This is a genomic window from Pseudomonas sp. G11 (assembly GCF_029457515.1).
GTDB classification, from domain to species: domain Bacteria; phylum Pseudomonadota; class Gammaproteobacteria; order Pseudomonadales; family Pseudomonadaceae; genus Aquipseudomonas; species Aquipseudomonas gorinensis.
This window is the reverse complement of sequence record NZ_CP120377.1, coordinates 3750929-3766121: the sequence shown is the minus strand read 5'-3', so window position 1 is coordinate 3766121 and position 15193 is coordinate 3750929. Positions and strand designations below refer to the sequence as shown.

Genomic DNA, 15193 nt, shown 5'->3' with positions numbered 1-15193 from the left:
CCGATTGAACCAGGACAGGTTCCACTGGCCCGGCATTCGCCATGGCTGCGAAGTGGAACTGGATACCGAGCAACACCACAACCCAAGGGAGAAACAACTCCCATGCCAGTGACTACGATACGTTTGCTTTCCAATGACATTGACTCACCTTATGCGATCTTCGTCATGGCCCCGTTAATCGGGGCCATGATTGGCTGTTGTCTTCGCCAGACTTGAGAGAAGGGCACGCTCACCCTGGCGAATTCATGTCCCCCTCATTCAGGCAGGATGTGCGGGTATCGAGGGTTCCCCTGAAGTGTCTGGCTTGATCTTGAACCAAAGGGCATACATCGCTGGCAGGAACACCAGGGTCAGTACAGTCCCGGCGAACGTACCGCCAATCAGGGTGTAGGCAAGCGTTCCCCAGAACACCGAATGGGTCAGCGGAATGAACGCCAGCATGGCTGCCAGTGCGGTGAGAATCACCGGCCGTGCACGCTGCACAGTGGCTTCTACCACGGCGTCATAGGGAGACAGACCGGCCTGCTTATTGGAGTGAATCTGACCAATGAGGATCAAGGTGTTGCGCATGAGAATTCCAGACAGGGCAATCAGCCCTACCAACGCGTTGATCCCGAACGGTTGCTGGAACAGCAACAGAATGGGTACCACGCCAATCAGTCCCAGAGGTGCGGTAGCGAACACCATCATCATTGCCGACATCGAACGCACCTGAAGAATGATGGTGAGCAACGTCAGTGCGATCATGATGGGGAACAACGGCAGCAACGCCCTGTTAGCCTTCCCCGACTCCTCGATCGCCCCTGCCAACTCAATGCGATAACCCTTAGGCAACTGTTCAATAAGCGGTTGCAGTTGCTTCATCACGGCGCTGGAAACATCTGGAGGCTGAAGACCTTCAGCCACATCGCCACGTACAGTGATGGTTGGGGTTCGATCACGACGCCGCAGGATGGGCTCTTCCATTCGGATCTCCACTGTCCCGACTTGAGACAACGACACCCTTTGGCCCTGCGCTCCGGTCAAGGTGAAGGCGTCGATTTTCGAGGGGTCCAAACGCGTGTCACCCGCTGAGCGTGCAATCACCTGGACCGAGCGAATGTCCTCGCGCACCTGGGTCACTGGTGCTCCGGTCAGCAGAAACTGAAGCTGCTGAGCAACATCTGCGGAGGTCAAACCAAATGCCTGCAGACGATCCTGATTCAGTGCCAGGTGAAGTGCCGGGGCACGCTCGCCCATGTCCGTATTGACGGTTCTCATCATGGGGCTGGCTTTCATCACCTCGCGCACTTGGCCGGCGATATCGCGTAGCACTTTCAGGTCCGGCCCCATGACGCGGAAGGCTACCGGATAAGGCGAATAAGGACCAAACACCAACTGGGTCACACGTACGCGTGCTTGAGGAGCCAGGCCATCAGCAACGGCTTGCCTCAGCCGGATCTTGAGCGCCTCACGCTCTTCCTGATTTGCCGTTAGCACGACAATTTTGGCAAAGGAAGGATCGGGCAACTCTGGCGCCATCGCCAAATAGAACCGTGGGGCGCCCTGCCCAATGTAGGCGGTGACTATCCGTGCTTCAGGCTGTTTCGCAACCCACGCCTCGACTTCGGATGCCGCTGCATCAGTTTGCTCGATGGATGTGCCATAAGGCATCTGCACCTCAACGAGTACCTCGGGGCGGTCTGATGTTGGGAAAAATTGCTTCTTCACCACGCTCATGCCGAGAATAGCGACAATGAACAAACCAACCACTGAGATCGCTACGAGCCCTTTACGGCGAATCACCACACCCAGTACGCGCCTGAAACGCAAGTAATTGGGCGTCCCGTAAATCGCGGCATGGCCGCCTTCAGGCACCTTGATCTGCGGTAGCAGTTTCACCCCCAGGTAAGGTGTGAACACCACTGCCACCACCCAGGAAGTGATCAGCGCAATGCCGACAATCCAAAACATGTTGGCGGTGTACTCACCTGCAGTTGATTTGGCGAAACCGTTAGGCATAAAGCCGATTGCAGTGACCAACGTGCCTGACAACATAGGGGCGGCGGTGTGACTCCAAGCATAGGCGGAGGCTTTGATGCGGTCATACCCCTCCTCCATCTTCACCACCATCATTTCAATGGCAATGATCGCATCGTCCACCAGTAGCCCCAGTGCCAGAATCAGCGACCCTAGCGTTATGCGGTCAAAGTCCTTACCTGTTGCGGCCATGACAATGAAAACTGCCGCCAGGGTCAACGGCACCGCCGCAGCGACGACGATGCCGACACGCCAACCCATGCTGAGAAAACATACCAGCAGAACCACACCCAGCGCCGCGAAAAACTTGATCATGAATTCGGTGACCGATGCATCTATGTTCACCGCCTGATCGGTGACCTTGCTCAATGTCATACCTAGCGGCAGTTGCTCGTTGATCGACGTTGTCTCGGCTTCAAGCGCCTTACCCAAATCGAGACCGTTCCAGCCGTCGCGCATCACAATACCGAGCAGCAAAGCGGGCTCACCATTGTTGCGCACCATGAACGTGGAGGGCTCCTCGTAACCGCGCTTGACCTCGGCCACATCGGACAATTTGAGGGTTCTACCCTGCACGGCCAGCGGCGTGTCGCGAATCTTCTGGAGGTCATCAAACGCACCATCGAGCCGGATGAACACCTGTGGTCCCTTGGCCTCGACTGAACCGGCCGACGTCATCATGTTTTGCGCGTTCAACGCGCTAAATATGTCTCGGGCGGAAATGCCCAATGTCGCCAGACGCTCGTATGACAGCTCGACATAAATGCGCTCGGACTGCTCACCAATGATATTGACCTTTTTCACACCCGCCACGTGCAGCAGGCGCTGACGCAAGGACTCGGCCTCGCGAACCAGCAGTCGTTGTGGCTCGCCCTTCGCCTTGAGCGCATAAAGGGCAAAGGTGACATCGGCATATTCGTCGTTGACGATCGGGCCGATGACTCCAGGCGGCAAACCCGCCTCTTCATCACGGAGCTTCTTGCGAGCTTGGTAAAACTCCTCGGGAACAGCGGAAGGTGGCGTGCTATCGAGCAAATAGACGGTAGTGAGAGCCACTCCCGGACGTGTGAAGGTCTCGGTCCGGTCATACCAACGCAATTCCTGCATGCGTTTTTCCAGCTTTTCAATCACCTGATCCTGCATCTCCTGAGCCGTCGCACCAGGCCATACCGTTACCACCGTCATCTGTTTGATGGTGAAGGCAGGATCTTCCGCGCGCCCTAGCTTGAAGAACGCATACAGCCCGCCTATGGATATCAGCAGGATCAAGAACAGCGTGATCGAACGCTCACGCACGGCCAATGCGGACAGGTTGAACCCGCTCATCGGCGCACCTCAGCCACCGCTGCCTGAGCGTTGCCTGCCACCTGAGCCCTGACCTGCTCGCCCTCGCTTAAAAGGTGAACGCCCAACGCCACAATACGATCATTGACATTGAGATGACCTGTCACACGTGCAGTTTCAGCATCACTCAAACCGAGAAACGTTACAGGGCGCCAGGTCACCTGCTCAGGCTCCCGACTCACCACCCATACACCCGGACCTTTACCCGCGTCATAGAGAGAGGCGACTGGCACCTGGACTTCACTATTGATGGCTGTTGGCCTGCCGCCGATGGCAACCGAAATGGTCGCCCCCAGTGTGGCATTGGCAAGTGCGCCCTCCAGCACGTAACGCGCCTCAAATGTGCGGGTCAACCTGTCAGCCGAATCGGACAGTTGGCGCAGATGCGCCTTCCCTTCATGCTGGTCCAATCCATAAAGCTGCGCCGTCGCCGAAGAGCCCAGAGCAGGACGTAGCGTTTCAGGTAATTGAATAACGGCCTCACGTTGTCCGGAATGGGCAACACGCACTACCACCTGGCCTGCAACTACTACCTGCCCCGGCTCCGCTAAGGTGTCTACAACAACGCCGTCGGAGTCGGCCAGCAAGGTTGAATAACCGGTGGAGTTTTTCGCCACATCAGCCTGGGCTTTGGCGGCATTCAGTTGAGCCTTGGCCGAGTCGGCGGCTGCTTTGATTCCTGCGTAGGCCGAAGCAGATACAGCACCGACAGACACCAGATCACGGTAGCGCAACTCGTCATCAGAGGCCTGTCGGGATCGAGCCATTGCTGCGAGCACCGCTTCTTGCTGCGCCCGCGCTGTCAGCGTCAGATCGTTCGCATCAATGCGCATAAGCGGCTGTCCACGCTTGACGCTCTGGCCGGTGTCCACGAGGCGTTCCGTCACCTTTCCGGGCACTCGAAAACCAAGGTCACTCTGAACCCGAGCCGCTACGACGCCGGTGTATAGGCGAGCTTCAGGTACAGAAGGCTGAACCAGGCTGACGCGAACCAAAGGAGCCTGGAGACGAGGATCAGGAGGCTGTGCCTCGCTGCATGCAGCCAAGGCAAACGGCAATAGACCGATGAACATAAATGAAGTGGAACGGCGCTGGATCATAGAGACCTCTTGGAAGCGGATGCGCCATGCTCATCCAAGTGACCAAATAAGTCAACGGTCACGAAACATACAAATGAAAGCCGCCTGCAGATCAAGGTGAGATCAGCAGAGTCGGCCTTAAGTTACGGATACAAGGGAAGTGCGGAGGTGTACAGATCTGCCAGCCAGCGCTTTTTAAGGCATCAGGCTGCGCAGAATAAGGCTGGAAATGAGCCCAGGGGCCTCTTCAACGACGTCAAGGTTGTGCTGCAACAGCAAAGGGTTGATGTAGGGGCGTAGTGCGAGGTGAATCGACTCCACTGTCTCATCCAAAGGCGTCTTGCGCTCAAACTCTCCGAGTTCACGCCCCTCTCGTACAATTTGCAGTACGAAGTGTTTGATTCGCATGTCATAGACCTGCGAGCTGGGCCAGCGCTCCGACGCAGAGAACGCCGCGATGTCATACAGTTTCCGATCATTAAAAAACAGGTCAACCCCTTTGGTTATAAGGCTTTTGACCAATCGTCGAAATCGCTCCGTGGGTGAGATACCCACGGCATTGATAGCTTCCTCCACGGCCGCAATGATTTGCGACAGGCAATTGCTGCAAATGGCTTCACCAATCGCCTGCTTGGAGTCGAAGAACTTGTAGATATACGCCTTGGAAAAACCGATCGCTTTCGCGAGGTCGGAGACTGTTGTCTTGCTGTAACCGTATTGACTGAAATGTTCGTTGGCCGCCGCGACTATCTGGTCTCGGATTTCGTGTTCGGCAGGACCGCGAGTGCTGGACGAGGAAACGGATAATGGGTTCATGCGATTAGCTTACGCACCCGCAGGGCTGTTGACAACTTATGACCAAATCGTAATATGGTCACCAATCGATCATTTCAAAGGTGTCACATGCACCCTTTCCGTTTTGCCGTTTTGCTAAGTTTCGGTATGGTCACAGGCTGCTCGGTGGGCCCTGACTATTCGGAGCCCAAAGTAGAACTGCCCGCGCATTTTTCAGCGCATCCACCTACAACACGAACAGTTGACTCAACCTCCAGCGATCTTACCGTCTGGTGGAAGGCTTTCAATGACCCCGTTCTCAGCCAGTTAATCAATCGAGCCCTTGAACAGAACCTCGATTTAGCTCAGGCAACCGCCAGGATCGAACAGGCTCACGCGGGCTTGGGAGCAGCTAATGCCGCTCTTTTGCCGTCGGCCACCGTCAGTGGCCAAGCGGCTAGAGCGCGACAATCCTTGGAAACACCGTTGGGCCAAGTGCTGAATTCAGATCCATCCTATAACCGCTACGGTAGTGCTTATGAGGCGAATCTCAATGCTGGCTGGGAACTTGATGTGTTTGGAGGATTACGTCGAGGCAAAGAAGCAGCCGTGGCCGACTACCAGGCGTCCCAAGCAGCAGCAGTTGCCACACGGCTAGCAGTGGTAGCGCAGACTGCTGACCTTTACATCAGCATCCGCGGCCTGCAAGCACGCCTGGAAATTGCCCGAAAGCAAGTAGAGACGCGACAACACCTACTCGCCACCATCGAACATCTCTACGCCAAAGGACTGGCTGCTGAACTGCAGCTGAATCAGACTCAAGGATCGTTGAACCAAGCGCAAGCAACGGTGCCAGTACTGCAGGCTGGCCTTGATTCGGCAATGAACGCTATGGATGTCATCTTGGGTAAGCCACCGGGTACTTATACTGCGCAGTTGGCTCAATCGACACACATCCCGGATGTACCACAATTCGCCAGCCTGGGCTCTCCAGCGGACCTCCTGCGCCGACGTCCAGATTTGATCGTCGCAGAGCGCCGGCTGGCGGCATCAAACGCTCGCATCGGCGAAGCCATTTCCGAGTACTACCCCAAGTTTTCCGTAGGCGCGCTGATAGGCAGCGCGACGTCGGTCTCCAGCGGAAATCTTTTCTCCAACGATGCCAGTCAGGCATCGGCGGTATTGGGACTACGCTGGAGGCTGTTCGACTTTGGCCGTATTAACGCTCAGATTGACTTGGCCAAGGGGCAAGAAGCTGAAGCGTTAGCCGCCTATCGCCAGTCAGTGCTACGGGCCTCCGAGGATGTCGAAACCGCTTTTTCCGCGCTGATCAACCGCGAGCAGCAGCTTAAACAGCTTGCGCAGGGTGAAATTGCTTTTACAAAAGCCCGAGACAGATCATTCACCGCCTACGAAAAAGGCGTGGTGAGCCTGATCGAAGTACTGGGTGCCGATGAGAACTTGTTAGCCGCATCTGATGGCAGAGCACAAGCCCAAACGGAATCGGCTCGAGCTGCGGTGGCCACATTCAAAGCATTGGGTGGCGGTTGGCAACACGAGTCACAAGACCCGCGATTTCTCTCGAGTGCCCAATAACAGTCGAATACCTCACGAAACGGTTCATCCCACTTTACGGCCTTAACTGGCCGTTTTTTTCTGGAGAAATGAACTCGGGGTCAAATGCAGATGTTCCTGAGGTACTGACGCAGTGGGAAGATGCTCATTCCCCTGCATGTCTGCTGGTGGACGGCAAGCCAGGTGCTCACCCAGAAGAATCAGCCTCGCCATCCATAGACCGGTAAAGAGCGTTCCCTTCTGGGTGAGCGCGGCAAAGATACTCCCGACTGACAATCATTATCAATAATTTCCGATTAGCCGCTGAGTGCGCAGGGGAAGCGGACCGTGGATTTGCAGTAGTCGCTGATGAAGTTACCTCCAGGGGTTCAGACCCAACCCTATCTCCCACTGCCCAGGGCGTGAACCTGCATAACCCTGGGAATCGGAACATCGAGGCCGTGCGATACACGCGGTCCTGAAGACAAAATGCATTAACCAACGTTGTACACTCATCGTGTGTAGCCGGAACCCAAGCGTAAAGCCATGACGCCATTCCCTATGCCCCCTGGTTGATCGGCGGCGCTTTGTGCCGTCCGACGTGGTAAATCCTACTGATCGGAGCATCACCATGAACCCGAGTACAACCGCCCTTGTGTTGATTGAATTCCAGAATGACTTCACCACCCCGGGTGGGGTCTTCCACGACGCCGTCAAAGACGTCATGCATGCCACCGACATGCTTGCCAACACCGCCACCACGGTGCAACAAGCGCGCAAACTCGGCGTGAAGATCATCCACCTGCCCATCCAGTTTGCCGACGGTTATCCAGAGCTGACCCTGCGCTCCTACGGGATTCTCAAAGGCGTGGCAGATGGCAGCGCCTTCCGCGCCGGCAGCTGGGGCGCCGAAATCACCGATGCACTGACCCATGAATCAAGCGACATCGTGGTCGAGGGCAAGCGTGGGCTGGACGGTTTCGCCACCACGGGCCTGGACCTGGTGCTGCGCAACAATGGCATCCAGCATCTGGTGGTGGCGGGTTTTCTCACCAACTGTTGCGTTGAAGGCACCGTCCGGACCGGCTATGAAAAGGGCTATGAGGTGGTGACACTGACCGATTGCACAGCGACCTTCACCGATGAACAACAACACGCCGCCGAGCAATTTACCTTGCCGATGTTTTCGCAAACGCTGAAGCACACACAGTTCCTGGCCGCGTTGAACGCCAAATAACCCAAAAATGCCCAGCGCGAAGGGTTGCCCGTCGTGATGCGGCGGGTAATCCGGCGAGCTTGGCAATCATTGGCAGGCCCGCATCGAACGACGCCGTTGCCGGTTCCGAGTGCAGAGGCGCTGGCCAAATGGTTTCGATTCTTGGTTTGAAATCATAGAGCAGCTGCAGCAACAAATTTCAGAACTCGACGTTCGCTGGAATTAGCGCCTCACTCTTTCGTTCCACCCCTCCCCCTCCCCCTTCAAAGTCAGCCGCTATAGCGGCAAGGACGAGTGTTGACGTGAGCATCACCGACGACGCAATGACCGACAAGATCACCCTGCACGGCCTGGACTTTGTGCAGGTTCAGCTGGAAGGCGGCCAGCGCCTCCACGTCTGGCACCCTGAGTTGCCCCGCCGCGCATGCGAGGGAGATTTGACGCGGCAAGGATGAAGGCCTGCATGGAAAAATCTGCCTTTCAGATGCGCGACACGCGCGCAAAAACTGCAACAGACAAGAAGGAATCGACAGGCAGCAGTCTGGATGCACGAGATCAGTTGGGCATACAACTGTCAGCATGATATATAAATATAACCTATTGTTTTATATGGCATTTAAACAAAAAAGATCAGCGACGGGGTATCCGCCAGAGTCGAGAGCCTTGCGCGATTTACTCACGTCTAGCGCCAATCCAGATTGTGAAACAGTTCGTCCTCCTGATCAAAGTGCAGGCGCACGAGGGTGTCCAGGCGAATCAGCTGATGCTGAATCTCGTCAGCAGGTGCCGTCGCGGGGTCGGAACTGAAGTCGCTGCTCATGCGCGCGAGTAAATGGATAAGGCGAAAGATCTCTCGGTGAGCATGGCTCATCGCTGACATGGGGTCCTCGCCCGGCATGCTCAGCGTCAGCAGCGGGTAGAGTGTGTCTTCGTCGTTGTGTTCGTGCTGCGCCAGTACTGTTTGCAGCTTGTCGACCAGCGCCACCAGGTCGCTCCGTGCTTGCGCAACTGGACGCTGGGCAAAGTCATTGGCCATTTGGTGCAGATCATTCAATACGGCAGTGAGTTGTTGATGCTCATCATGCAGGCGATCGATATGCTCAGCGGTGAGCGTTTGTTTCCTCCTTCCCCACCACGGCCCCAGTGCCCGCAGGGCATTGAGGATGATCACCACGTCTATGCCCTCCTGCACCATGGCGCCGATCAGCGGCTGCAGGTAACCCGAGGCTGCCACGGCCATGGCCAGCAATGACAACCCCATGCCGACCAGCACTCCCTGGCGCGCGATGTAACGGGTGCGCCGGGCGATGTCCAGTGCCTCGACCAGACGATCCAGTCGATCCACCAGCAGCACAACACCAGCGGCTTGTGCAGAAGCGGTGGCGCCGCTGGCTCCGATTGCCACACCGACATCAGCCGCCGCCAGCGCCGGTGCGTCATTGATGCCATCGCCGACCATCAGCGTGCTGGCGTGCTGGCCACCCTGCTGTAGCGCCCGCACTTTATCTTCAGGGGTCAACCCGGCACGCAACTCGTCAATCCCGGCAGACAGCGCAATCATCTCGGCAGTTTCCAGGCGATCCCCGGTGAGCATGACGATCTTTTCGATGCCTCTGTTGCGCAGTCGACGCAGCGTCTGTGGCGTTTCGCGCCGAATGTTGTCCGAGAAAACAAACAGGCCCGCGAGTTTCCCGTCCACGTCGATGAAGCTTCCGCTGCACGCCAGGTGGTCCATGCGGCGCAGCATGGCTACGACCCAGCCGGTTGCCTCGGCGCCTTTGTGCGCAAAAGACAAAGTACCAAAGCGCACCTGCATGCCATCGACGCGCCCACAAAGCCCCGCGCCCGAGCTTTCTTCCACGCCCTGCGGGACGCTGAGCGACAACTGCCCCTGATGGGCTGCTTCAACAATTGCCTGGCAGATAGGATGTGTCGAGGCCTGCGCCAGAGACGCGGCCAGGCCAAGCAAGCGTTGCGGATCGTGCAGTCCGTTGACCTCTATCGACTGCAGACGAGCATGGCCGCTGGTCAGAGTACCGGTCTTGTCGAGAAAAACCTGCTTGACCGTGGCCAGTGCTTCCAAGGTCGCGCCATCCTTGATCAGGATCCCGCGTTGCGCTGCCCTTGAAATACCCGAGATAAACGCAATCGGTACCGCCAGAATCAAAGGGCAAGGTGTCGCCACCACCAGAACAGCCAACGCTCGCAAAGGATCGTCGCTCAGTTGCCAGGCCAACCCGGCAATCAACAATGTCAGCGGGATAAAGAACACTGCATAACGGTCAGCCATGCGCACGAAAGGAGCACGTGAACGGCGCGCTGCCTCGGCCATCCGCACGATGCCGGCATAGGTACTCTGCGCAGCTGTTCGCGTGGAAATCAGCAAGATCGGCGCGCCGACGTTGGAAACACCGCTGTGCAGCAGCTCACCCTCTCGACGGGTGACGGGCAACGACTCACCACTGAGCGCCGATTCGTCCAGAACGGCCGTCGAACTCAGCAAGCGACCATCGACCGGTATCACCTCCCCCAACCGCACCAGCAATGTCTGATTCAGCGTGACCTGCTCGATGGGGATCTTGCGCAGGCTGCCGCCCTCCTGCAACCAGGCAAAGTGTGGCGCGCGGTCGATGAGCGCACGCAACTCACGGTCAGCGCGTTGCTTGGTGAAGTACTCCAGGGCTCGTCCGGTCGCCAGCATCAAAGCGATCACCGCGGACACCAGTGCCTGCCCGAAAAACAGCGCCGAGGTGATGGACAGCAACGCAATCAGGTCCACACCGGCCTCGCGCCGGGCAAGACGCCCCACAATCTCGATGAGCAGCACCGCAACCATCACCAGGCTGCCTGCGGCCCAACACATAGATGCCCAATCAGGCTGCTGCGCGACATGCGCAATGCCCCCGGCCGCCAGCGTCAGTGCCGTGAGCAGCAATAGGAGGGGATCCAGCCACTTAGCGAGCATGGAAGTGAGTTCCTCAAAAAGCGATTTGACCACCTCTGCCGTCACAACAAGGCCGAGCCAGGCCACGAGCAAGCACCTGGTCATGACGTTCCCGCTGTCGGTCCTCGCCTGCAAAGCGCAGCCGTTCGAATAAAATAGCTGGGTTTATCCAGTATTCGCGCTGACATTTATCACATAAACAGCGGGCGATTAACGGCGTGCGCCCCCTGGACCCTTTTTGATTTAGCTCAATATCTGTCGATCGCTCAGGCGTAAAAACAACAACGGATAGAACGAGCAAAGAGTCACTTGTGGCGAGCGGGCTAGCCCGCTCGCCACAGTTACAGTGTTCGTCATCGACTGACCGGCATCAGGTTGTTGTGCCCCGTGTTTTTTTTAATTGAGAAAAGGACACCATCATGAATGACTTAAGTTTGCGAAATACCATTTTGGATGAGCTGGATTTTCAGCCCGATATCGACGCTGCCCACATTGGCGTAAGCGTGGACAACGGTGTCGTCACACTCTCAGGCTACGTGAAAAGCTACGCCCAGAAGATCAGTGCCGAGCGTGCGGTCAAAACTGTCAAAGGCGTACGCGCAGTGGCTGAAGAACTCCAGGTCCGGCTGAACAAAGACGCCGGCACAGAAGATGACGCCATCGCAAAACGCGCCTTGAACATCATCTCGTGGCGATCCGATACACCCGAAGGCGACATCAAGGTGATCGTGCAAAAAGGATGGGTGATCCTTGAAGGCCAGGTGGATTGGCAGTATCAGAAGGAAACCGCCGAGAGTGCCGTGCGCAAACTGTCCGGTGTGGTGGGCATAGACAATCGCCTCACCCTGCGCAAGAGAGTCAAGGTCACGGATATTCAGCAGAGCATCGAAGAGGCACTCAAACGCAATGCAGAAGTCGATGCCAAGGGCATACAAATCAAGGTCGTAGGCGGTGTGGTCAAGCTCGAAGGCAAGGTGCATTTCTGGCGCGAGCGTCAGATTGCGGAACGGGCCGCCTGGTCGGTGCCAGGTGTCAGTAAGGTCGAAGATTATTTGCTGATCGCCTGAATCAATGCCCCAAGGGTTAGGGAAAGGAGAAGGCAATGACGATCCTACTGGCAACCCAGCGGTTACGCCTGTATGACAGCAATGAGCTTGATAATGTATTGCAGGCGATGGCGCGTAAGGCCACCCACTTGCTGCCAGCCTCGCACACGGCACTGATTGGCCTCCAACGCCGGGGCGAGCCTTTGGCTCAACGGTTGCGCCAGTGCATTGCGCGTCAGACCGGTCAACCGGAACTTCCTCTTTTCCCCCTTCAGGTCAAGCGTTACACCGATGACCTGCAAGTGCTGCATACCTACACGCAATTGATCGAGAACCCGGGCCTGGGCAACCTGGACGTTGCCAACACGACGTTCCTGGTTGTCGATGACGTGCTGTTCGAAGGTCATTCGCTGCTGCGTACTTGCGCCTATCTGGCACAACTGGGTGCTTGTCGGGTCTACACGGCGGTGCTGGTCGACCGACATGTCTGTCAGCAGCCGATCCGGGCCGACATTGTCGGCGTGCACCTGCAAGTCGCCGCCGATGACGTCGTCGAGTGCAACGTGCCGCCTTTCGAACAGGCGTTTTGCATCGAGGTGGTTCGGCATGGCGCTGCCCATCGGCGCTAGCTAATGGGGGTGTTATCTACGCAGGGTCGAAACCGCGATTACAGCGCTATTGCCGACGGTGCGAAAGCCGCCCTCTTCAACCGTCGGGAATCGACCGACTGATTTGCAAGCGTTTTTCCGCAGCCAGGACGTGCCGAATCGTGGCGAGCACGGCGTCTGGACTGAGGCTCATCGAGTTGATGCCAATCTCCACTAGATATTCGGCCATCTCGGGATAATCCGACGGAGCCTGTCCACAGATTCCCGAGTGTCGAGTGTTACGCCTGGCGCCTTCTACCGCCAGGCGAATCATCTGTTTTACCCCTGGGTCGCGCTCATCGAAATCGAAAGCGACGACTTCCGAATCACGGTCCACGCCGAGTACCAATTGAGTCAGGTCGTTAGAGCCGATGGAGAAGCCGTCGAACAACTGGGCGAATGCATCGATCTGGATCACGTTGTTGGGTATTTCGCACATGATGTAGATCTCCAGCCCGTTTTCTCCGCGCTGCAGACCATGGCTGGCCATTGCCGCCAATACCTTTTCACCCTCCTTCACGGTGCGACAAAAAGGGATCATCAACTTGATGTTGGTGAGGCCTATGTGTTCACGCGCCCATTTCATGGCCGCGCATTCCAGCGCAAACCCTTCGGCATAGGCAGAATGGCTGTATCGGGACGCCCCCCGAAATCCGAGCATTGGATTATGCTCTTCCGGCTCAAAATACTGCCCGCCCAGCAGGGTTGCATATTCATTGCTTTTGAAGTCGCTCATGCGTACGACGCAAGGCTTTGGATACACCGCCGCGGCAATCGTGGCGACGCCTTCTGCCAAGGTCTTGATAAAAAAATCCGTCGGGTCTTGATAGGCCCTACTCAGCACCGCGATTGTTTCACGGGTGGCGTCATCCAGCTTTTCCGGGTGAGCAAGGGCCATTGGATGGACCTTGATGTATTCATTGATGATGAATTCCATACGCGCCAGGCCGATGCCATCTACCGGCAGGGAGGCGAGGCTGAAGGCCTGGTCGGGGTTAGCCAGGTTCATCATGATCTTGGTCGCGGGGCGTCCCAATTGGCTGAGGTCCGTCTCCTGGACATCGAAATCCAGTTCACCGTCATACACAATCCCGCTTTCGCCTTCAGCGCAACTGATAGTCAGCGACGCTCCGGTGTGGATGACCTCTGCCGCGTTCACTGCCCCCACGATCGCAGGAATACCCAACTCACGCGATACGATGGCGGCATGACAGGTACGTCCGCCCCCGCTTGTCACAACCGCCGCAGCGGTCTTGATGACGGGCTCCCAATCCGGCGTGGTGTTATCCGAAACCAGCACCTCGCCAGGCTTGAACTCGCTGAGCTGTTTGACATCGTTGATCACGCGGGCCTTTCCCGCGCCAATCTTGGTGCCGACCGCCTTGCCCTTCAGCAGCACTGTCGATCGTTGCTTGAGCTGATAAATGCGCAGCACGTTGCTGTTTTCTTGGGAGGCCACCGTTTCAGGACGTGCCTGTACCAAATATAACTGGCCGTCGACGCCATCCTTCGCCCACTCCATATCCATGGGTCTGTAAAAACCGGCTTTGCTCGAGTAGTGGTTTTCAACCTTGATGGCATAGTCGGCCAACTGCATGACGTCCTCGTCAGAGAGGCAGAAACGGGCTTGTTGTTCGGTGGATGTATCGGTATTCACGGTGTATTCCAGCGCAATATTTCCGGTATTGAGGGTCTCGGCAAACACCATCTTTTTTTCTTTGCTACCCAGACTGCGCTTGAGCACGGCGCGGTAGCCGGCGATGAAGCTGGGTTTGTGCACGTAGAAACTGTCGGGCGCGACCGTGCCCTGTACGACATTCTCCCCAAGCCCCCAGGCAGCGTTGATGAACACGACATCCTTGAAACCCGTTTCCGTATCCAGGGAAAACATTACCCCGCTGGCACCGAGATCGCTGCGCACCATTTTCATGACGACAACGGCGAGACAGACCTTGAAGCAATCAAAGCCGTGGTCATATTTGTAATGGATAGACCGATCGGTAAAGTTCGACGCCAGGCAACGCTTGTAGGCATCAAGCAGCGCCTCTTCACTGGCAATGTTCAGATAGGTGTCGTTCTGCCCGGCGAACGAGGCCAGTGGAGAGTCTTCGGCGGTCGCCGAGGAGCGCACGGCCAGTGAAATGCTGTCACCGTATTCGTGTTTGAGTTGTGCGTAGCTTTGCCGTATTGCCGCCTGCAGGTCTTCCGGCAGCGTACAGTCATATACGATCGCCCTTGCCTTCTGCCCACGGGCTTGTAAATCCTTGATGTCATTGGCATCGAGACCCTCAAGTGCCTCGTGCAGCCGCGCCCAGGCCTTATTGTGCTCAAGGACATACCGATACGCTTGCGAGGTAATGGCGAACCCATTGGGTACCCGTACGCCCTCACCGGTCAGCTGCTGGTACATCTCGCCCAGCGAGGCGTTCTTGCCGCCGACCTGCGCGACATCGTCGAGGCCCAACTCCTTGAACCAACGAATATATGGCTGTGAGTGCGTCACGACGCCTCTCCTCCATTGAGTGAGGTGACCCGCGGCGGCATTTGGGACCGCAGGGCCCATGGCAATG

At 56.9% G+C, this 15193-nt stretch carries 10 protein-coding genes; 5 read left to right on the top strand and 5 right to left on the bottom strand.

Annotated features, from left to right (window positions below; all coding sequences use genetic code 11):
- Positions 1–258 precede the first annotated feature (258 nt).
- The 3 genes from P2T68_RS17395 to P2T68_RS17385 form a co-directional block, all read right to left on the bottom strand.
- Complete coding sequence (locus tag P2T68_RS17395; RefSeq protein ID WP_024075689.1) at positions 259–3345, bottom strand: efflux RND transporter permease subunit; 3087 nt, start codon at positions 3343–3345, stop codon at positions 259–261.
- The gene (locus P2T68_RS17390) at positions 3342–4463 is read right to left on the bottom strand and encodes an efflux RND transporter periplasmic adaptor subunit (protein ID WP_277379717.1); all 1122 of its coding nucleotides are present in this window, start codon (positions 4461–4463) and stop codon (positions 3342–3344) included. Before P2T68_RS17390 ends, P2T68_RS17395 begins: the two co-directional genes overlap by 4 nt.
- Before the next feature lie 174 nt (positions 4464–4637).
- Entirely contained in the window at positions 4638–5258 is a 621-nt protein-coding gene (locus P2T68_RS17385; protein ID WP_024075691.1) for a TetR/AcrR family transcriptional regulator, read from the bottom strand.
- Between the two features lie 87 nt (positions 5259–5345).
- Between P2T68_RS17385 and P2T68_RS17380 the strand changes: the two genes are divergently transcribed.
- From P2T68_RS17380 to P2T68_RS17370, 3 genes are all read left to right on the top strand, one after another.
- Positions 5346–6812 carry a TolC family protein gene (locus tag P2T68_RS17380; protein WP_024075692.1) on the top strand — a complete coding sequence of 489 codons (1467 nt, stop codon included), beginning with the start codon at positions 5346–5348 and terminating at the stop codon, positions 6810–6812.
- 589 nt (positions 6813–7401) lie between these two features.
- Positions 7402–8007, top strand: a complete 606-nt coding sequence (locus P2T68_RS17375; RefSeq protein ID WP_024075693.1) for a cysteine hydrolase — start codon at positions 7402–7404, stop codon at positions 8005–8007.
- A gap of 281 nt (positions 8008–8288) precedes the next feature.
- Positions 8289–8441 (top strand): hypothetical protein, encoded by a 153-nt coding sequence (locus P2T68_RS17370; RefSeq protein WP_277379792.1) that lies wholly within the window; start codon positions 8289–8291, stop codon positions 8439–8441.
- 227 nt (positions 8442–8668) lie between these two features.
- Here the strand turns inward: P2T68_RS17370 and P2T68_RS17365 are convergent, their stop codons facing one another.
- Positions 8669–10951, bottom strand: a complete 2283-nt coding sequence (locus P2T68_RS17365; RefSeq protein ID WP_277379758.1) for a heavy metal translocating P-type ATPase — start codon at positions 10949–10951, stop codon at positions 8669–8671.
- Positions 10952–11349: 398 nt separating this feature from the next.
- Between P2T68_RS17365 and P2T68_RS17360 the strand changes: the two genes are divergently transcribed.
- Entirely contained in the window at positions 11350–11997 is a 648-nt protein-coding gene (locus P2T68_RS17360; protein ID WP_277379716.1) for a BON domain-containing protein, read from the top strand.
- Between the two features lie 35 nt (positions 11998–12032).
- Entirely contained in the window at positions 12033–12605 is a 573-nt protein-coding gene (locus tag P2T68_RS17355) for a phosphoribosyltransferase family protein (protein ID WP_024075698.1), read from the top strand.
- Positions 12606–12681: 76 nt separating this feature from the next.
- Here the strand turns inward: P2T68_RS17355 and ppsA are convergent, their stop codons facing one another.
- Positions 12682–15126, bottom strand: coding sequence for a phosphoenolpyruvate synthase (ppsA, locus tag P2T68_RS17350; protein WP_277379715.1), 2445 nt, complete (start codon positions 15124–15126; stop codon positions 12682–12684).
- Positions 15127–15193: the final 67 nt, after the last annotated feature.